Source organism: Lentimicrobium saccharophilum, from assembly GCF_001192835.1.
Lineage (GTDB): Bacteria > Bacteroidota > Bacteroidia > Bacteroidales > Lentimicrobiaceae > Lentimicrobium > Lentimicrobium saccharophilum.
The window spans coordinates 1742128-1762563 of record NZ_DF968182.1; the positions used below are offsets into that span (position 1 = coordinate 1742128).

General features: G+C 45.9%; 15 protein-coding genes. 14 read left to right on the plus strand and 1 reads right to left on the minus strand.

Going from position 1 to position 20436, the window contains the following annotated elements; genetic code table 11:
• Nucleotides 1-169 precede the first annotated feature (169 nt).
• From TBC1_RS06570 to TBC1_RS06635, 14 genes are all read left to right on the plus strand, one after another.
• Nucleotides 170-964: a C40 family peptidase gene (locus tag TBC1_RS06570; RefSeq protein ID WP_062039985.1), complete on the plus strand. Its 795-nt coding sequence runs from the start codon at nt 170-172 to the stop codon at nt 962-964.
• Between the two features lie 231 nt (nt 965-1195).
• Nucleotides 1196-1549, plus strand: coding sequence for a carboxypeptidase-like regulatory domain-containing protein (locus tag TBC1_RS06575; RefSeq protein ID WP_062039987.1), 354 nt, complete (start codon nt 1196-1198; stop codon nt 1547-1549).
• 97 nt (nt 1550-1646) lie between these two features.
• On the plus strand, nt 1647-2810 hold the full coding sequence (locus TBC1_RS06580; RefSeq protein WP_062039660.1) for an IS4 family transposase: 1164 nt from the start codon (nt 1647-1649) through the stop codon (nt 2808-2810).
• 27 nt (nt 2811-2837) lie between these two features.
• The gene (locus TBC1_RS06585) at nt 2838-5795 is read left to right on the plus strand and encodes a TonB-dependent receptor plug domain-containing protein (protein WP_236695642.1); all 2958 of its coding nucleotides are present in this window, start codon (nt 2838-2840) and stop codon (nt 5793-5795) included.
• A 17-nt stretch (nt 5796-5812) separates the two neighbouring features.
• Nucleotides 5813-7327: a BACON domain-containing protein gene (locus TBC1_RS06590; RefSeq protein ID WP_062039989.1), complete on the plus strand. Its 1515-nt coding sequence runs from the start codon at nt 5813-5815 to the stop codon at nt 7325-7327.
• Between the two features lie 157 nt (nt 7328-7484).
• A complete protein-coding gene (locus TBC1_RS06595) occupies nt 7485-8267 on the plus strand; it encodes an SDR family NAD(P)-dependent oxidoreductase (protein WP_062039991.1) in 783 nt (260 codons plus the stop codon).
• A 133-nt stretch (nt 8268-8400) separates the two neighbouring features.
• A complete protein-coding gene (locus tag TBC1_RS06600) occupies nt 8401-10437 on the plus strand; it encodes a S9 family peptidase (protein ID WP_062042852.1) in 2037 nt (678 codons plus the stop codon).
• Nucleotides 10438-10646: 209 nt separating this feature from the next.
• On the plus strand, nt 10647-10901 hold the full coding sequence (locus tag TBC1_RS06605) for a putative signal transducing protein (RefSeq protein WP_062039992.1): 255 nt from the start codon (nt 10647-10649) through the stop codon (nt 10899-10901).
• Between the two features lie 60 nt (nt 10902-10961).
• Nucleotides 10962-12581 carry a lipocalin-like domain-containing protein gene (locus TBC1_RS06610; RefSeq protein WP_062039994.1) on the plus strand — a complete coding sequence of 540 codons (1620 nt, stop codon included), beginning with the start codon at nt 10962-10964 and terminating at the stop codon, nt 12579-12581.
• A 140-nt stretch (nt 12582-12721) separates the two neighbouring features.
• On the plus strand, nt 12722-13399 hold the full coding sequence (locus TBC1_RS06615) for an MORN repeat-containing protein (RefSeq protein ID WP_082189510.1): 678 nt from the start codon (nt 12722-12724) through the stop codon (nt 13397-13399).
• Nucleotides 13400-13549: 150 nt separating this feature from the next.
• Nucleotides 13550-15193: a lipid A deacylase LpxR family protein gene (locus TBC1_RS06620; protein ID WP_062040000.1), complete on the plus strand. Its 1644-nt coding sequence runs from the start codon at nt 13550-13552 to the stop codon at nt 15191-15193.
• Between the two features lie 43 nt (nt 15194-15236).
• Nucleotides 15237-16382 (plus strand): CapA family protein, encoded by a 1146-nt coding sequence (locus tag TBC1_RS06625; RefSeq protein ID WP_062040002.1) that lies wholly within the window; start codon nt 15237-15239, stop codon nt 16380-16382.
• Nucleotides 16383-16567: 185 nt separating this feature from the next.
• Nucleotides 16568-17152 (plus strand): thioredoxin family protein, encoded by a 585-nt coding sequence (locus tag TBC1_RS17405; RefSeq protein WP_082189511.1) that lies wholly within the window; start codon nt 16568-16570, stop codon nt 17150-17152.
• Between the two features lie 73 nt (nt 17153-17225).
• Nucleotides 17226-17513, plus strand: coding sequence for a co-chaperone GroES (locus tag TBC1_RS06635; protein ID WP_062040004.1), 288 nt, complete (start codon nt 17226-17228; stop codon nt 17511-17513).
• A gap of 75 nt (nt 17514-17588) precedes the next feature.
• On the opposite strand, the gene TBC1_RS06640 is transcribed toward TBC1_RS06635, so the two are convergent.
• On the minus strand, nt 17589-20435 hold the full coding sequence (locus TBC1_RS06640) for an AsmA family protein (protein WP_062040006.1): 2847 nt from the start codon (nt 20433-20435) through the stop codon (nt 17589-17591).
• Nucleotide 20436: the final 1 nt, after the last annotated feature.

The following is a 20436-nucleotide window of genomic DNA, read 5'->3' on the forward strand; positions in this document are numbered from 1 at the left end:
AAATCATACACTCAATCATTACTATTTTTGCTGATCGTACTTTTTAAGTCGATTGCAGGGAAAATCAGGAAAAGTTTTCAACAATCCGGCCTGATCTGTTGATTACTTCTTATTTAAACCGGCAAATAATTCAATATATTTGCCCGGATAACTCTTTCTGAAAGTCCCGATGACAGGTGGTATTTGTTACCTTTCGCTTGTAGCCGTAAGATCAGCACCTTCCGATACATCCGGAATGGTTAACCAGCTGTTGTTCGGCGACCTGGTTGATACCGGTGAGCGTCATGAAGGCTGGGTCAGGGTCACTTCACGACATGACGCTTATGAGGGCTGGTGTGATGAAAAACAAATTACCGTGTTAAGTACCGAGACCATGGAAGTTCTGGGGCACAGCAGCAGAAAAGTTGTTACAGGCACTACCGCTACCCTTACCTCTCCCGGTCTGCCCTCCCTCACTGTTGTGCAGGGAAGCCTGCTTTTCCAGCTTTCAAACGGGAGGATTGCCGGGCCCGGAGGAGAATACTTCCTGTCGGAAGGCGATAGTATAAACCCTGTTCTCCAACAACCCGATGAGATTGTTGAAACAGCGGCTTCTTATCTGAAAGCGCCCTATTTATGGGGCGGGCGTTCGCCTTTCGGCATCGATTGTTCAGGACTGACCCAGATTGTGTTCAAACAAAAAGGGATTAAAATAAAAAGGGATGCCTGGCAACAGGCATCTCAGGGTCAACTGGTTAACCTGATCGAAGAAGCGATACCCGGAGATGTCGCCTTTTTTGATAATGAAGAGGATAAAATTGTCCATACGGGCATACTCACAGGCCGGGGAACCATTATCCATGCTTCAGGAGAGGTCCGGATTGACCAGGTTGACCACCACGGAATTTTCAATAAATCAAAAGGTAAATACACGCACAAACTCAGGCTGATCCGGCGTTTCACCGGGATGAGCCAGACAGCATAATGACTGGCCGGACTCATGGAAATTATTAACGATAACTTAACCTCAGGCATCCGGAAGTTTATCCGGGGATCAATAATTTTGCAGTTCTTTTCCGGGAAAAGACTTTTCAGTATAAACCCTTTGGCTTGCCAACCGGAGGTAATTTAGTTACAGCAGTTTATCATCAAACATAAAGAGCAAATCACAACCAATTCCTGAAATTTTTCAGTTTACTAACCAAAACAACAAACAATGAGAAAAACAGACAAATTTTTGCGTAGACTCAGGATTACCTTCCTGATGTTTTCTGCAATCCTGTTGAGCGGCACCATTGCACTGGGGCAGGTGACTACATCAAGTATGAGTGGCAAGGTTTCAAGTTCATCAGGCGAGACTCTGCCGGGTGCAACGGTAATTGCAACACACACACCTTCCGGAACAAATTATGGTACTATATCCAACGCGGAGGGCCGGTTCAACCTGAACGGTATGCGTGTTGGCGGACCATATACTGTGGAAGTTACTTTCATTGGATATGGGGCATTCACGCAAAGCAACATTACGTTGAGTTTAGGTGAAAACTCATTAGTGTCCACTAAATTTTAACCAACGTTCTTTGAAATCCTTGACAGATCACGCTTTCAGAGCTTTTTGAGCTGGGAACGATTTGAATTGATTAGGTTTGCCGCAAAACCTGCAAACCATGAATCAAGGGAAATATGTTTTTGCTCAAATTGTAGAATTATTGCCGTACAAAGTGTTTGACAAGTATGTTAGCAAGTATCACGGCAACAAGCATGTACGGCATTTTAGTTGCTGGAACCAGTTGCTTTGTATGGTATTCGGCCAACTTACCAACCGGGATAGTTTGAGAGACTTGATTGTTGCAATCAATGCACATGGAGGCAAATCATATCACTTAGGTTTTGGGAAAAGTGTAACCCGGAGCAATCTGGCAAAAGCCAATGAAAAAAGGGATTACCGGATCTTTGAAGAATTTGCCTACCATCTGGTTGCCATAGCCCGTAAACAAAGACAAAATCATGACTTTAAGATTAAGGGACAGGTTTATGCTTTTGACTCTACCACCATTGACTTGTGTTTGAATGTCTTCTGGTGGGCTAAATTCCGCAAGCGAAAAGGAGGAATCAAACTGAATACACTGTTTGATGTCACAACCCAGATACCAGCATTTGTGCATGTCTCTGTGGCCGGGGCTCATGATGTAAACGCAATGGATATGCTTGTTTATGAGCCTGAAGCCTATTATATCTTTGATCGGGGCTATGTTGATTTTGAAAGACTCTACCGAATTACCCGGCATTCTGCATATTTTGTTGTCAGAGCAAAAACGAACCTTTGCTTTAAGCGTTTGTATTCGTTAAAAAGCAACAAAGAAACTGGGGTAAAAAGCGATCAAATCGGCAAGCTTACCGGCTTTTATGTATCCAAAGACTATCCTGAAAAACTCCGCAGGGTCAAGTTCTACGACAAAGAATCAGACAGGACTTTTGTTTTTCTTTCAAACAACTTTGAACTATCAGCCGAGGAGATTGCTTTCCTATACAAAAACCGATGGCAGATTGAGTTATTCTTCAAGTGGATCAAACAACATCTGAAGATCAAAGCATTCTGGGGTATAACAGAAAACGCTGTGCGTATTCAAGTATATTCGGCCATCATTTCATATTGTCTGGTCTCCATTGTTGGTTCCAGCTTGAAAATTGAACGGTCAACCTACGAAATTCTACAGGTATTGGGCATATCGTTACTAGACAAAACTCCTGTTAATGAGCTATTTAAAAACGTGAACTACCAAGATGTCAAAGAACCATTTTATAACCAACTGTCCCTCAGGCTAATTTAAGTGGACAGTAATGGTGAAAACTATCAAATGAATGTTGTACTCTCAGAAGAAGCAACATCTTTAGATGAAGTTGTTGTTACGGCAACCAGAACAAAATTCTCTAATGAGAAAACCGGGGCAGTGACCAATATCACAAACAGCGATATAGAAAATTTGCCTACAGTGAGTCGCAGCATTACAGACATTACCCGCCTTTCACCCTATGGTGGCAATGGGATGAGTTTTGCCGGCACTGATGGTCGTACGGCTAACTTTACCGTGGATGGTGCTAATTTCAACAATAACTTCGGTTTAAGTTCCGCTCTTCCCGGTGGAGGTAGTCCAATCTCTATTGAAGCTATCGAAGAATTACAGGTAGTAATCGCTCCATATGATGTTCGCCAAACTAACTTTATTGGTGGCGGTGTAAATGCTATTACAAAATCCGGTACAAATACCTTCAGAGGAAGTGCCTATACTTTTCACAGGAACGAAAACCTGCGCGGAGATGCTGTTGATGGTCAACAAATATCAGGTGCGCGTGATAAAGACCGCAATACAAACTATGGTTTAACTTTAGGTGGTCCGATTATCAAAAACAAATTGTTCTTCTTCGTAAACGCTGAAATGGCAAAAACTCCAACAATTGCCAATCGTTGGCGGGCTTCAACTAACGGCATTGCTGATCCAAACAATTTCATCTCTCGCACAACAGTAAGCGATCTTCAGACAGTTTCTGATTTTGTAAGAAATCAATATGGTTATGAAACGGGATCTTACACAAATTTCCCTGCAGATGAAAGCAACACCAAACTGCTTGCCCGAATAGATTGGAATATCACCAACAAACATCGTTTGGCATTACGCTATAACTACACCAAAAACACTTCATGGATATCTCCTAATGCAACTTCTATGGACGGGGGTACCCGTGTGTCTGAGGCAAGGATGTCACAAGCCTCAATGTCGTTTGCAAACTCGATGTATTCGATGGACAACCTGGTTCATTCATTCTCTTTTGACTTAAACAGCCGCTTGTCTGATAATTTATCCAATCAATTTTTGGCAACATTCTCAAAACTTGACGATGTCCGCGGATCGACTTCTGCCGAATTTCCTTTCATTGACATTTTGAAAGACGGACAAGCCTATATGTCTTTGGGATATGAACTATTTACATGGAACAATGGCGTTCACAACAACGTATTGAATATCAAGGACGAGCTCACATTCTATTATGGCAAGCATAAAATTGTAGGTGGAATGGCTTTCGAATATAAGATGGCAGATAATGCTTATATGCGTAACGGTACAGGATACTATCGCTACTTAAGTCTTGATGACTTCTTAAACGGAGCAGCACCTGAAATTGTAAACTTAACTTATGGTTATGACGGAGAGAGAAATCCTGCAGCTCGTATAAGAACAAACAAAATTGGAATTTACGGGCAAGATGATTGGAGCGTTAGGGATAACTTCAAACTTTCTTACGGACTTCGTATAGATGGACTTTTCTTCAATAATAATGACCTGATTACAAACAATGCAATCTATGAAATTGATTATTCCGGTCGCAATATCGACACAGGAGAATGGCCTGATGCAAATATCATCTTCTCTCCCCGCGTCGGTTTTGTGTGGGATACATATGGCGATAAGAGCTTGAAAGTTCGTGGAGGTACCGGTCTTTTCTCGGGTAACTTACCCCTTGTATTCTTCACCAATATGCCTACCAACGGTGGAATGGTACAGTATCAGGCTCAGATAAATGCAGCGAACGCAGCAAAAATGGGTTTCACAATGGATGAATTTGCCGGCGGTCTTGTAACTGACGCTAACGGAAATGCAAATATTGCTGCACTTTATGACAAGCTCATATCATTGGGATATCCTTCAACTATTTCTCCCGAGGATGGAACAGTTCCGTCTGCTATTGCGGCTGTAGATCCAAAATTCAAAATGCCGCAAGTATGGAAAACATCACTTGCTGTTGACTACGCACTCCCGATATCTTTCCCATTCTCCGTAACGGTGGAAGGTATCTTCAATAAAACGATCAACGGTGTTTCTATTTCTGACTGGAGTATTCCAACTGTAGGTGGCTTTGCCCGTTTCAACGGTGTTGACAATCGCCCTATTTATCCTGACGGTTATCGTACAGGCACAAAGGCATTCGTATTGGAAAACACAAACCGTGGTTATGGCTGGTCAGGCAACATCATGATTAATGCTCAACCCGCGGATTGGATCAGCATGATGGCATCCTATACGCGCACTACTACCAAAGATGTTACAGGTATGCCGGGATCAAATGCAGAATCAGCATTTACATACGTTCCAACAGTAGAAGGTCCTAACAACATTAACTTGCACAATTCTCAGTACACCACACCCGATCGCCTTGTGGCATTTCTTACTGCCCACGACAAGAGCGGTAACCACTATAGCTTTATCTATGAAGCATGGCGCGGGGGAGCTAACTACTCATATATGATGGTTAATGACATCAATAGCGACGGCTACAACTACGATGCAATCTACGTTCCAACTGATGATGAAGTTGCCAACAACGAATTCCGCTTTGTTTCGGAAGACGACAAAACCCGCTTTATGGACTATGTGCATGCCAATGACTATCTGAAAAACCAACAAGGCATGTATGCAGAAGCTTATAGCGTTTACTCTCCCTGGGTACATCGCATTGACTTCAGCTACAAACATGATTTTGCTATTAAAACAAACAATACTGAGCACAAACTGCAACTTAGTTTTGATATCAAAAACGTGATGAACCTCTTCAACTCCAATTGGGGTGTAGCTAAATATCTGAATCCGGAAATTGGTTCCGAAGCCCGTATCCTTAGATACGAAGGCGTTGACGCTGAGGGCTTTGCTACATTCTCCACACCCTCTTCAATCAATGGTAATACCGAAACATTCACCAAAAGTTACTCATTGGGTCAATGCTGGTACGCATTAATCGGTGTCAAGTATCTTTTTAACTAATTAAAAACCTGATAATCATGAAATTAAAAAAAATATTTCCACTTTTCATTGCAATACTTGCCTTGATGACAAGTTGTACCGATGAAGAAACAATGACATTGCTTGAAGAAATTCAAGTATCATCATCTTACGTGTCTATCCCTGTGGATGGAGGCTCCACAACGATTACTGTAACCGCTAAAGATAGCTGGACAGTAGAAAAGGTAACTACTGTTAAGGATTCAGTTACGTGGTTGACAATCTCTTCAACCTCAGGCAGTGCCGGTGAATCTGAACTGACTTTTTCAGCTGAATCAACCCTCGATGGTCGTACTGCACAGGTTTTAATTCAAAGCGGAGGCCAAACGCAGAGAATTAACATCATACAGGGTTTGTCAATAGTTGAACCTGCCACATGTGCGGAGGTAATTGCCGGACCTGACGGCAAGACCTTCATGGTAACCGGGGTTTGTACCGCAATTACCAACACAACCTACGGCAACTGGTACCTGGAAGATGAAACAGGTTCTATTTATATCTATGGAACCCTTGACGCAAAAGGAAATACAAAAAACTTTTTAAGTTGGGGACTTGAAGTGGGGGATGAAGTAACTGTTCAGGGACCTAAAACCACCTATGGTTCGACAATAGAATTGGTAGATGTTACTGTTATCAGGATCAATAAGTCACTTGTAAAAGTTGATTCGGTAGCAAACGCAGTGCTTCCTCTCGAAGGTGGTGAATTCATAGCTTACCTTACCTGCAAAGGACAAGGCGTTTCGGTGGATATTCCTGAAGATGCCAAGTCATGGTTGTCAATTTCCTCAATCGAGTCGGCAGGCGAACAAGTAGTTGTGAAATTCCACGCCATTGCCAATAACGGCGGCGACCGTAGCACTACCATCATATTCCGCACCACAGACGGGTCTAAAACCTATTCTACAGAAACAACACTGAGTCAAACAGGAGCGATTATTGATGCAAGTATCGCACAATTCCTTGAAGCTCCGGTTGGTGATACACAATATCGGTTGGCAGGTGTTATTACCAGTATTGCCAATGATACATACGGTAATTTATACCTGAGAGATTTCTCAGGTGAAACGTTTGTTTATGGCATCGAGGATTATGCACAACTGGGACTGAAAGAAGGTGACATTATCACAATTGTTGGAAAACGTGCCGCTTATCAAGGAACCCCGCAAGTAGGTGGTGCTGTTCTGGAAAGCTCAATTCCCGTAACTCCGATTACTATTGCAGAGGTACTGACTAAACCTGATGACCCCAATACATACTATATGGTAACCGGCGAAATAACATCAATCGCCAATGAAACATATGGTAATCTGTATTTGTCAGAAAACGGCAGTGAAATCTACCTGTATGGCTGTTATCCGGGTTATGGTGCAACCGGCGATGACAGAAAATACCTTTTAGCCAACGAAGGCATTGTTGTTGGTGATATACTGACAGTAATTGCTACTAAGGGTTCCTATAACGGAGTGGATCAACTTTCAAATGGCATCTATTTCAGCCACGTAAGTGCTAAATAAAATGTAATTTTCTTCATTATTTATTTAATGGAGTAAAACAAAAAGAGGCTGTTTAAAAAAACAAGCCTCTTTTTGTTTCGACAGGGTAATGCAGTCTTTCGTAAAAAAAATAGGCGGCAAGAGTGGAAACCTAATTCAACCATGTAAATAAAACAAAATGAAAACAAGTAACGGTTACGCGCTTATCACCGGTGCCTCCGGCGGCATTGGTTTCGACCTGGCAGTATTGATGGCCTCCAAAGGTCACAACCTTATCCTCACAGCACGTTCGGAAGAGAAAATCGCCAATCTTGCCAGGCAGTTGTCAAAAACCCACGGGATTGAATCCGTTGTATTCCCCGCAGACCTTTCTGTTGAAGATGACAGGGAAAAACTGCTGGAATTTATCCGGAACAACAATTACCACATTGAGATACTTGTCAATAATGCCGGCTTTGGCGATCTGGGACCGTTCGAACATGCCGACTGGGATAAGACCCATCAGATGATACAACTGAACATCACGGCACTTTCACACCTGACCAGGGTGTTGATCCCCGGAATGCGGAAGTTCAAAAGCGGCAGAATCCTGAATGTCGCCTCTGTCGCAGCGTTTATGCCGGGCCCGCTGATGGCGGTATATTATGCAAGCAAAGCTTATGTGCTTTCGTTTTCCGAAGCCCTGGCCGGAGAGCTCAGGGGAAGTGGCATTACAGTGACAACCCTTTGTCCGGGCCCTGTAGCTACCGGTTTTCAGGAAAAGGCCGAATTCAACGATCCGACCCTGATGAAAATATTAAAACCGGCTACACCGGCAGAAGTTGCGGAATATGGTTACAAAGCGATGATAAAAGGCAAACGGCTGGCTATACATGGTTTGATGAACCGGTTTATGATTTTCAGCCTGCGGTTTTCTCCACGCCGGATGGTTTCGGATTTGGTTAAGAGACTCCATCAATAATCCGCTTCCTTTTTTTTTCAAACAAACTGTAATCTTTCTGAATCTTTTTCGTCTAACCTGATAACTATATGCAACAACAGTAAAACTGTGTTGTTCTATGATAACTCTTCCGGTATTAATCAAACAATATCTTATGAAAAAGATCAGTGTTCTGGTAATTGTCATGATCATGACCACAATTTCAGCATCTCTCCTGGCGCAGGACAGTAAACTTCCACCGCTCCTTGACCGTGAGCTTTTCTTCGACAATCCTGAAATCTCAGGCGGGCAGTTATCGCCTGACGGGAAGTTCATTTCATTTGTAAAGCCATACAATGGTGTAATGAATATCTGGGTAAAGACGCTTGAGGAGCCTTTTGCTTCAGCGCGCCCGCTTACCGCCGATAAACAGCGTCCGGTACGTTCCTATTTCTGGTCGAGAGACGGGAAATATATCCTCTACGTACAGGACAAAGGCGGTGATGAAAACTTCAACATATACGCCGTTAACCCATCTGAGAAACCGCCTGTGGGTGCCGAGGTTCCTGAAAACCGTGACCTCACCAACCTCAAGGGTGTGAGGGTGCAGATCTATTCGGTCCCCAAAACCGATCCGGATGCTATTTATATTGGCCTCAATGACCGTGATCCGGCCTGGCATGATTTGTACAGGATGAAACTTTCGACAGGCGAGCGTACCTTAATCCGTCAGAATTCGGGCGAAGACCGCATCACCGGATGGATATTTGACTGGGACGACCAGCTGCGCCTTGCCATGCGGGCCAATGCCGACGGAAGCAACGACATCCTGAGGGTTGATGAAAGCGGGTTTACCCCGATTTACACTACCAATGTATTTGAGACTGCCTACCCGATTGCCTTCGACAAGAATAATCAAAGGGTTTATCTTATCACCAATAAAGGGGATGATGTGGACCTTACCCGGCTGATCCTGCTGGATCCTAACACCCTGAAGGAAGAATTCGTTGAAGCAGACCCTCAGCAGCGTGTTGATCTGGGGGATGTGGCATTCTCGGATCTCAGGCGTGAAATTATTTATACTTCCTATGAAGATGACCGCAACAGGCTCTACTGGAAAGATAAGGATTTTGAAGCTGACTACAAACGCATCAGCGAGCAGTTACCGGGCGTTGAACCTTATTTTGCAAGAACGACCGCTGACGAGCGGTTCTGGATTATCGGCTCATACAGCGATGTAGATCCGGGAACAACTTACCTTTTTGACCGCGTCACCAAAAAACTCACCTTCCAGTACCGGCCGCGGCCCAATATCCCGGTTGAACACATGGCAAACATGCAGGCCATCCGCTATCCCTCTTCCGACGGATTGGAAATACCTGCTTACCTGACACTTCCCAAAGGGGTTGAGCCCAAAAACCTCCCCCTGATCGTGATGCCTCACGGCGGCCCATGGGCCCGGAGCGGATGGGGGTTTAATTCGTATGCCCAGTTTCTGGCCAACCGCGGCTATGCCGTGCTTGACCCGAACTTCAGGGCTTCGACAGGATACGGCAAAAAGTTTATCAATGCAGGAAACAATGAATGGGGACGTAAAATGCAGGATGACATTACCTGGGGTGTAAAGTATCTTGTAAAGCAAGGCATCGCTGATCCGGAAAAAGTGGCCATCATGGGCGGCTCGTATGGGGGATATGCCACCCTGGCGGGACTTGCGTTCACTCCGGATGTATATGCCTGCGGGGTTTCCATCGTCGGGCCTTCAAACCTGATCACCCTGCTCAACTCCATTCCGCCTTACTGGGAATCCATCCGCACCGTATTTCACAAACGCATGGGCGATCCTTCCACCCCTGAAGGCGAAGCTGACCTGAAAAAGATGTCTCCCCTCTTCTCAGCCGATAAAATAAAATCGCCTTTACTGGTGGTTCAGGGTGCTAATGACCCAAGGGTAAAACAGCATGAATCGGATCAGATTGTGGTAGCCTTGCGCGACCGTGGTTTTCCGGTAGAATATATTGTTGCGCCCGACGAAGGACATGGTTTTGCCCGCCCGGTCAACAATATGGCCATGCTGGCAGCCGCAGAGAAATTTCTTGCCCGCCATCTGGGAGGCCGGTATCAGGAAAGTATGAAACCTGAAGTTGCTGAAAGACTGAAAGAAATTACGGTGGATCCCAAAACGGTAATTTTGAAGTCTACTGAAAAATAATCCGCCGGGATTACCAGATAAAAGCTTGCGCCCGGAAGCCATACCGGGCGCATTTTTTCTTATCATAAAAATCAGACAGTATCAGATAATTAATTGCCTAACTTAGGGCGAAAATAGCAAGCTTTAAATTTTTGTTAGCCGGGTGCTTCAGAGTAAGATATTACGATCTCCCGGCATTCACATCGCCTAAACACCCTAATAAGTTTAACATGAAGAGTAATTCTGAAAATGTGCCGGTCAGAATCTATTCAGGTTCCCCCTGGCATGCAGCCCTGCTTAAGAGTATACTTGAAGACGCTGGCATTCCTGCATTTCTGAAAGATGAATACATCGCCACTATTGCTCCATGGAATGCCGCCCCCGGAGGCTACAACACCACGGATGTCATGGTTGCAGGGCAGGATTTTGAAGCAGGCCGGGCAATTGCAGAGACTTTTGAGCAAAACCTCAGGAATGACGGATAAAACATTGCAAACAAAAGGTTTTTTCAGGTGTTGAATTAAACGTCATATTACCTTTCAGCCGTGGCCCGATCAACATATCTCATCCTGATCTTTCTGCTGTTTTCCGGTTTCAGCCTTTCAGCCCAAAACTGGAAAGCCTATCCATATCATGAGGAAGGCACACTGATTTATTTTCCGCAGGACGAAGGTCGTCATCCATCAGAACCTACCGAGTGGTGGTACGCAAATGGTTTCCTCACCGGCCTGAATTCCGGAAAGGAATACTCATTTATGGTTTCCTATTTCTATTATCCGGCCTTTGGCTTTGATGGTTTCCGGATATTTAATATTGCCGATGAAACTGATGGACAATTTTACCCTGAAACACTTCCTTGCACTTATCCGGAGATTTCGCAGGATATGCTTCATATTCAGGCCCTGACCTGGGGCGGAGGAAGCGAGCAATGGGTAACCCTTACTGATAACCAGGGAGAACTTATTCCTTTCGAATACCAACTTAACGCACAGTCGGAATACGGAAGCATTGACCTTGACTTTGCGGCAGTTAAAAAACCTCTGATGATCAACGATTCGGGCTTTGTTTACCAGGGCGCAACCGCATACTCCTACTATTATTCGCTTACGACCCTTGAAGTAAGCGGCAGCATCACACTCGGCGGATTCACCGAACCGGTTTCGGGCGTCTCCTGGCTTGACCGGCAATATGGCACCTTCAACCCCAGCACCGGCGAAAACTATGAGTGGTTCTCGGTACAACTTTCCAATGGCATGGATCTCAATATCTGGGAATTGTTTACCCCTCAGAACAGCATTCCCGACACGTCTGCCTACCGTCATTTCAGCATCTACATCAATGACTCCACAGCAGTTTCCACATCAGATTTCACGCTTGAGCGGCTGCAGTTCGTATTCACACCTGATCAGGAACAATGTTACGCGAAACAATGGCGCTTTGTTCACGATACCCTCGACCTGACTTTTACAACCCGCCACGACAACCAGGAAGTCATGCTGCCTTTCAGGTTTTACGAGGGTTCCTTTGACGTTTCAGGTTTTGCAGGTACAACGCCTGTTACCGGCAAGGGGTTTGCTGAATTGCTGCACAGATACCAGCATCCCGAAATCCGGATCGACCAGCCTGACGGAAGTTTTACCGAGGGTGGCTTCTATCCCGTTACCTGGCAACTGTTAAACCCTGACGACGGAAGACCGGTCTATTACGATGTGGAGATCAGCCTTAATAATAACCCGGACTACGAGGTTGTAGCCCAGCATATTACAGACACATCCTTTTTATGGGACAACACCGGTATTGAACCGGGAACGCCATTCCGCGTAAGAGTAAAAGGATACTCCATTGACTCTACACTCCATGGCAGCGATTCAACCTCCCAGGCATTGTTCACAGGAATTTCCGGCAGCCCCGCCGGACATACGGGAAAACAGGCCGTAATTTATCCTAACCCGGCTGATGACCACTTCATTATCAGGTTGAGTATACCAACGAGTGATGCGGTGCTTAAACTGACCAATAGCCAGGGCAGGACTGTCAGGATCATTGATAGCGTTCACGGAAACGATCTCAGAATAAAAAGGGGAAATCTGCCTCCCGGTATCTATTTTTATAAAATTTCGTCCGGCAACATCGTAGTTGCAAGTGGTAAACTGATATTGCGCTAAGCAATTCCTGTTTACTTCAGCGGGCTGCAACATCCTTAGTTTTGACCATTCCGGATTAAAAAAGCGAACAAACCCGGTTTTTATATAGTAAAAATCTATATCTTTAAACATCATTTAACAGTCACTTAATCTGCCATCATATGAGAACAAGATTATTCTTGATGCTATCCGTTTCCATACTCATCTCTTTCTCTGCTGCAGGACAGGAAAAATGCGAAGTGATGAAATCCTCTATTTCAGGAAGCTACACGGGAGGTTGCAAAAAAGGCCTTGCCGATGGAAAAGGGACTGCCCAGGGTATAGATCATTATACCGGCCAATTCAGCAAAGGTCTTCCGCATGGCAAGGGAACATACACCTGGTCAACCGGCGAAGTTTATGAAGGAAGCTGGAAAAAAGGAAAACGGCACGGCATTGGCACCTATTCCTGGTTTTATCAGGGCCGTGATACCATATCTGAAGGACAATGGATAGAGGATCAGTATGCTGGGCCGGCTTACGCAAAACCCCGCATTACCCAGAATTCGAATATTGAGCGGTATACTATCCGAAAAGAAGGTGAAATAACCAACCGGGTCCTGATAGGATTTTATCAAAACGGTCTTCCGAATACTTCTATGACAAATCTGATGCTTGCATCCAGCAGCGGGTATCAATCCACATTGGGTCCGCTCACCGGTTACGAAGGGGTTACATTTCCTGTTACCATCAATGTCAAGTATACTACCATGAACAAGTTACAGACAGCTACCTATGAGGTCAGGTTTGAATTTGAAATTTCCGAACCCGGTGATTGGAGGGTAACACTTTATAATTAAACATTCGGTTCAGGACGCGCTGATACCACGCGGTCAGACCTGTATAAATCAGGGGTATACGACCGGATTTCATCTTGTTATATCTGCTGTTCAGCGGTTCTTCATGCCCAGCATTCCGGCTAAAGGCATGAATCAAAAATTCGTATTGACATGAAATGCAGGCTTCTGAGGGATTATGCTTATTTTTACATCATAATTCCGCACTTTGCGGATATCGCATGCATGAAGCGCGCTACCATCATTCTTCTGGCAATTGTCGCTTCCCTGTCATATTCATGCAGGAAAAGCAAAACGGGTTCTGAAAAGGACCCCGGATCTGTTATTGCCACAGAAACGGTGGTTGAAATTTCCGGGCCTCAGGTTTTGCTGATCTACCCCGGTCCAAAGCAGGCCGACAGCCTGAAAAAAATCATCGGAGCCGAAGCTTTCTACCGGATTTCCGATCAAAACGGAAGCCATTTCAATGAATTGAGAAACAACCTGGACGGAACCGGGATAACCACTACTGTGTCCGAAAGCACCAGATTCCGGTTTATTGCTGACGACGGCGCTATTACCGTTACAGACCTGAGCAGATTGGGCTCTCCCTGGCAGGTGTTGATATTTACGGGTAATGGCACACCAACACTGGCTGCACCTGAAGATGCCATAATGCAGAGCAGATTGCTCTTCGGCTTGCCTGAAAAGGACAGATCGCACACCTCTTTAAAACCTAATAAAAAACCAGTCAAATCAAAGCTTTCGACTTTCAGGCATGCAGATGTAACTAAAGATACACTCCCTGCCCCCACTGCTCCATTGGTCAGGGAAACAACCCTGCGGCTGGTTCTTCCGCCCGGAACAGAGCCTCCGTCAAACCGCAACGAAACCTCAGGCTTCAGGGTGGTGACCAGCTATATCAGCCCGGTTCACCGCTTCCGGCTGGAATTTGAGAATGATATTTTTTCAAACACCGACCGTTATTATACCAACGGGGTAATGCTTGGCTACACTGCCCCCGGTCTGATCAACCTGCCGGTTAACCGGCTGATGCTTCCGCCAGGGCACAACAGCATCGTGCATGCATCACTCAGCCTGCATCACGCAATGTTTACACCATTTACCACCAAGAATCCACCGCTGCTGGACGGTGACCGCCCCTACGCATCAACATTGTTTCTGCGCTACAGTCAGACATCTGAATGCGCTGAGGAAGGAATAATATTAACTTCAGCCATTGAAGCCGGAGTGATAGGAGATGCAGCACTGGGCAGGTACTTCCAGAAATCGGTACATGCCACAGTCCCTACCAATGATGAACCCCTGGGCTGGGAAACACAAATTCAAAATGATGTTGTTCTCAGCTATTATGCCAATATCAGTAAATTATTGATGCAAAGGAGGAACGCCGAGGTTTTTGCAACCGCTTCGGCAAAAGCCGGAACACTGCATACTTATGCGGCTTTGGGTATGGATGCCATAGCAGGGGAATTTACATCCGGCCTTACTCCGGTTCCATACAGCTATTCTGAACTCAATCAGAAACCGGTGAAGTGGCAATACGGCATCAGGGGAGGACTGGAATTCAGGATAATCGGTTATGATGCCAGCCTTCAGGGAGGCATTACCAATAAACAAAACATCTATACCCTTAATGCGGAAGAAATTGAACGGTTGGTCGCAGCCCTGCATTTGGGTATATTTGCACGTTACCGCAAACTTGGAATTCAGGTTTCACAAAACTACTTAAGCCGTGAAATCAGGGAAGGCCGGCAACATTTCTGGGGACAGGTAGGACTGGATTACACATGGTGATGACACAAAAAAAACAGCGACTGGTACATTTTTATAACCAATCATGATTTCAGAATACATTAAATACGCCTTTCTGGCGGCAACAATTTTCCTGGGGGCCAAGACAGAGGAACTCCCCTTACCCGATCCGGTAATGGCACCTGATTCTGTTGCCCTCACCCTGATTTTTGCCGGCGATATTATGCAGCATGGCCCGCAGATTGAGGCAGCCTGGAGCGATTATGATTCCACCTTCAATTATCACCCCTGTTTCAGCTATGTAAAGCCCCTGGTCAGCAGTTTTGATGTTGCCATCGCCAATCTTGAAGTCACCCTGGCCGGAGCGCCTTATACCGGTTATCCTCAGTTCAGCGCACCTGACGAACTGGCCGTTGCTGCCCGCGATGCCGGATTTGATATCCTGGCCACGGCAAACAACCATTCGTGCGACCGGGGCAACAATGGCCTGATCCGGACACTGCGTGTACTCGACAGCCTGGGGATAGCGCGCACGGGTACATTTACCGACAGCACCGACCTCCTAAAATACCACCCACTGGTACTTTCAAAAAACGATATAACTTTCGCACTTTTCAACTATACTTACGGAACGAATGGCCTCCCCTTCTACCCGCCTGCGATTGTTAACCTTATCGACACCAACCTGATCATCAATGATCTTGCTGCTGTGGACAGGACAAAAACCGATTTTATTATTGTTTTCTTTCACTGGGGTAACGAATACCAGTCACAGCCTTCGCTAACCCAGGTCAAGCTGGCGGGACTGTGTAAAAGACATGGAGCAGATGTCATCATCGGCTCCCATCCGCATGTACTGCAGCGGATGGAGTATGACGAACCTTCAGATTCCCTGCCGGGAGGGTTCCTGCTTGCCTATTCGCTGGGAAATTACGTTTCAAACCAACGCGACCGTTACCGCGACGGAGGCGCCATGATCAGTTTTACCTTGTCCAAAACATGGAATAAAAAATCTGTTATCAATCCGGAATATCACCTTACATGGGTGCATACTCCCATCAGGGACGGGAAAAAGCAATATTATATACTCCCTGTCAGGCAGTTTGAAAATGATTCAACCATGGACACAGCCGCACTTGAAAAACTCAGGCTGTTTATCTCCGACGCTGACGAACTCCTCGGGAAGGGAAACCGTCAGGTTCCGGAATACAGGCCAGTTCAATCTGAATAAGTTTCTCCTTTTCACTCCTGGCATTCACAGACTTCTGCCAAATCGTCACCCAAACCTCAGCGTGTCAGTCTGTGCAATTTAGCAAATATTTTAAATCGCTTATTTATCACCATTTAGATGGTGGCCTCTGCCATAGACGACTGTCATGGCACAAAAGTTGAAAGTCCGCTTGAAAATTTAAAACCATGAAAGTAAAATCCATAAACTCACTTCAGGAACTAAGATCAATACTGACAGCCCGGAAGCGCACCTTTTTGCTTCTTTACAAAAGTAATTCCGCCACTTCGGGCTGCGCTGAAAGCTATCTTGAGGAAACCGCTGCCCGTTTGAGTGAAGCAGCAATACTGAAAGCCGACGTGGTAAACGTTCGTGATATTCATCCGGCCTTTGGTGTTGATACCGTTCCTTCGTTGCTGGTATTTGAAAATGACAGCCTGAAAAACATTATTAAAGGCTGTCAGACAGCTGAATATTATAAGAACCTTATTGAAAACCAGCTTTATCAGGCTGCTACCGGCGGAGAAAGCGGGGGCCCCAGCGTGACTGTTTACTCTACTCCTTCCTGCCCCTGGTGTACCACACTCAAAAACTACCTGAAGCAGCACAGGGTGGCATTCACCGATATCGATGTTTCGGCAGATCCCATGGCAGCCAGGGAGTTGGTAAACCGCACGGGACAAACCGGTGTACCACAGGCTCAGATCAACGGCGATTGGGTAATCGGCTTTGATAAATCAAAGATCAACCGTCTGCTCAACATCAACGGATAAAAACCGGCTTATCACCGGGTTCAGTTGCCAATAAACATTTTTACATCTGTCAAAAAACCAAAACATAAAAACAATGAAAGAATTACAACCCCTCAATCAGAATGTATTGCTCGATATGACCCAGCCATCGGGCGAGCAGCGAACTGCCGGCGGAATCATTATCCCTGACACCGCAAAGGAGAAACCGCAGGTGGCAAAAGTAATTGCCACAGGAAACATTGAAAACAGCGAGATTTCGGCAGGAGATATGGTCCTGTTCAGGAAGTTCTCGGGAACCGATATTGAATTTGAAGGTAAAAAGTACCTCATCGTTCCCTACAGCGACCTTCTTGCCAAAATAGTGGAAACAGAAACCATCTGACAATCCTGAAAAATAAACTGCCTGATGAGCCCCGGAGGCCTGTCAGGCAGTTTATTGTTTTAAGTTTAAATAAAGTTACGGGCCCTGATTACCTTCGGCTTTAATTCTTGCATCATTGACTACCTTGTCTGACTCCAGCCGTGCCTTTGTCATAATATTGCCGGATTGTTTCTGAGCCTCCAGAACAAGCTTATCCGCTTTTTCACCAGCTTCTGCCCTTACTTTTTCCGCAGCCTTCTTCGCTGCCAATTCAGCGATTGGTCCTTTTTTCCGGCCTTCGGCAATTAATTGCTCTGCCTGTTTATCCGCTTCGGTTTTGATTCTGGCTGCTGATTCATCAGCCAGCCTGACCACTTCGTCGGCCTGCTTTTGCGCGTCAGCTAAAATTTTCTGCGCCTGCAGGTTTGCCTCTTCAATATACCTGGAGGCCTCTTCACGGGCTTTCGCCACCACTTCTTCCTTTTTCTGCTGAATGGTTTCGGTGATCTGCTGCTTCATCCGCTCAACGGCGCTTCCGGCGGCTGTTTTCAGGCTGGTGGTAATGGTCGGGTTGGTAACTGTTCCACCGATCAGCACCGTAACCGGTATCACATCACCGATGCTGAAATTCGCGCCTTTTTTGTTGGCCTCTCCCACCAGATTATTGAGCACATTGTTGGCCGCCCCTCCAAACTCAGCCCGCGGAATATTCAGCTGCATCACATACTCCATAGTCTTGTCGAAGCTATTCCAGCCCGATATTTCAGCCCGGGTATTACCCAGCCGGGTTTCAAATGGTTTGACAAATACTTTTCCGTCAACCATTTCGAAGGAGAGGTTGATTTTTTCAATAACCCATTGCCTGAACTTTTCAATTTTAAGCGTCTCGGCAAGCTTGTTAAAACTGTTCACATTGCTGATGGTTAATGCCTGTGACATCAGCCGGCCATCGCCGTTGACAGAAGAAAACACCGGCATCATATTGCCGTCCAGGTCGGTTTTGATGTTGAGCCGGGTACTGATCTTCCCGGAAGCCATTCCGGCGATGGGGGCGAGCATTTCCATGGTATTAAATGTCCGGAATGCCTGTTTCACATCAACATCACGGATATCCACCCTGAAATCAACAGCCGGTTTCCCTTCGGCAACGGCAGAATAAGTACCGTTTACTCCCAGGGCGCCTTCCAGGGTGTTCATGGTGAGATTTTCAAGGGAAAGTACCTGATCTTTAACTTTCATCACCCCTTTCACGTTCTTCAGATCCATGTTGTCATAAATCACCTGATCAAACGACGCTTTCAGCACAAAATCAATCCCTCCCGGAATTTCGATGATGCCGATGGCGGCAGTATCGCTTTCCACAGGTGCTTCAGCGGGCTCTGATGCAAAATCGTTCACATTAAAATACTTTGAACTCAGATTAAGGGATCCCTTCAGGTCACTTTTTCCGAAAGCATAGGCCAACATATTTTCCAGTCTTCCATTGGCAGTCAGATCGTTTTTACCGATCTGAGCTTTCAGCACAGGCAATTCAGCCAATGCCGGTGTAAGATTCAACCGGGCTTCGGTTACCGAAAGGCCTTGGGGCAACGAAGCTGTTTTGTAACGTACGTCACTCAATATTAAACGCCCTCCGGCTTCAAAATCCTGATAGCGTCCGCTTTCGATGGCCGATAAATTACCCTTTGCAACAATATCTGCATCCAGCATTCCGGCAAGGTCATCGCCATCTTCAAGCGGGTAAAACCTGCCCACATCGCCCAAATTAAGTTTTCCCGTAATTTTCGTATCCACATAAGGATCGCTTACTGGTGTTCTGGCGTAGAGCCGGATATCCACGGGGTTTCCTGCAGTTTCCAGGTGCATTCTGCGTACATCAATGATGGTGGCATCCGCATCGCCGTCGTCGTTGGTAATACCGGCAGACACCGAAATATTTTCCACGGCTTCAGGCAAACCGGGATAGCGGAACATGGCTTCACCGATTTCAATATTTACCCCGAAACCCGGCATGGTTTCCTCACTGTAAAGACCTTTGACAAACCCTTTCAGCGCAAGGGTCCCTTCCGCCTGTAGCGAAGAGAAGTCCTTTAAGTATATGGCCGGCACCAGCGATAAAAAGTTTTTGAAATCGTTTTTGACGGCCTCAAAACTGATATCCATGTCATACCCCTCATCGGGCATGGCAAAAAATCCTGACGCATGCAGGTCCAACTCGTTGACCCTGAGTTTTGCATCAGGAAAGGTAAATTTCCATGCGTTCAGATCGGCACCTATTGCAGATTCAAGGCTTGCAGTTGCCTTGTTGAGATAGCGGATCCCGTCGTAATCCACAACGATGGACGCAGCAGTAGCTTTTGCAATTAATTCAGAATAATCAAGCGAGAGGTCGCCTTTAACCAGCATTTCCAGTCCTCCGGCATCCAAAAGCATGGGAAACGTAACATCGTCGTAAATCAGGCGGCCGTTGGTAACTTCCATAATCCGCAGGGCAGCCCGCACAGGCGCAGAAGGTTCCGGTTCGCCTTCGGGTACGGGAACGGTGTCGGGTTTCATAATATCCCAGTTCACCCGGCCATCAGCCAGCACCTTGAGTTTAATGGCCGGATTTCTCAGCCGCAACGCCTTGATTTCATATTGCTCTCCCCTCAGCACACTCATGAGGTCGATGGTTACCCTGAGGTTGGGAATCCCTGCAAGCGTATCTTTTTCAAAATCGCCGGTGCCTGAAAGCGAAAGATTTTTAATCCCAACAGAGAGATCGGGAAAGCTCCGCAACAGCGAGAGACTGACGTCTTCAAAATCAAGTCTGGCATTGAGGCTTTTATTGGCCGCGTTTTTAACGGCTTCTTTAATCTTTCCCCTGAAAGCATATGGCAGCACAACTAACGCCAGCATCAGCGCCAACAGGGTCACAACGATAATCTTAGCAGTTTTCTTCATG

Excerpts from the sequence above, each read along its gene's own strand:
- TBC1_RS06570 (WP_062039985.1), top strand. The coding sequence starts at position 170 with ATGACAGGTGGTATTTGTTACCTTTCGCTTGTAGCCGTAAGATCAGCA.
- TBC1_RS06575 (WP_062039987.1), top strand. The coding sequence starts at position 1,196 with ATGAGAAAAACAGACAAATTTTTGCGTAGACTCAGGATTACCTTCCTG.
- TBC1_RS06580 (WP_062039660.1), top strand. The coding sequence starts at position 1,647 with ATGAATCAAGGGAAATATGTTTTTGCTCAAATTGTAGAATTATTGCCG.
- TBC1_RS06585 (WP_236695642.1), top strand. The coding sequence starts at position 2,838 with ATGAATGTTGTACTCTCAGAAGAAGCAACATCTTTAGATGAAGTTGTT.
- TBC1_RS06590 (WP_062039989.1), top strand. The coding sequence starts at position 5,813 with ATGAAATTAAAAAAAATATTTCCACTTTTCATTGCAATACTTGCCTTG.
- TBC1_RS06595 (WP_062039991.1), top strand. The coding sequence starts at position 7,485 with ATGAAAACAAGTAACGGTTACGCGCTTATCACCGGTGCCTCCGGCGGC.
- TBC1_RS06600 (WP_062042852.1), top strand. The coding sequence starts at position 8,401 with ATGAAAAAGATCAGTGTTCTGGTAATTGTCATGATCATGACCACAATT.
- TBC1_RS06605 (WP_062039992.1), top strand. The coding sequence starts at position 10,647 with ATGAAGAGTAATTCTGAAAATGTGCCGGTCAGAATCTATTCAGGTTCC.
- TBC1_RS06615 (WP_082189510.1), top strand. The coding sequence starts at position 12,722 with ATGAGAACAAGATTATTCTTGATGCTATCCGTTTCCATACTCATCTCT.
- TBC1_RS06620 (WP_062040000.1), top strand. The coding sequence starts at position 13,550 with ATGAAATGCAGGCTTCTGAGGGATTATGCTTATTTTTACATCATAATT.
- TBC1_RS06625 (WP_062040002.1), top strand. The coding sequence starts at position 15,237 with ATGATTTCAGAATACATTAAATACGCCTTTCTGGCGGCAACAATTTTC.
- TBC1_RS17405 (WP_082189511.1), top strand. The coding sequence starts at position 16,568 with ATGAAAGTAAAATCCATAAACTCACTTCAGGAACTAAGATCAATACTG.
- TBC1_RS06635 (WP_062040004.1), top strand. The coding sequence starts at position 17,226 with ATGAAAGAATTACAACCCCTCAATCAGAATGTATTGCTCGATATGACC.
- TBC1_RS06640 (WP_062040006.1), bottom strand. The coding sequence starts at position 20,435 with ATGAAGAAAACTGCTAAGATTATCGTTGTGACCCTGTTGGCGCTGATG.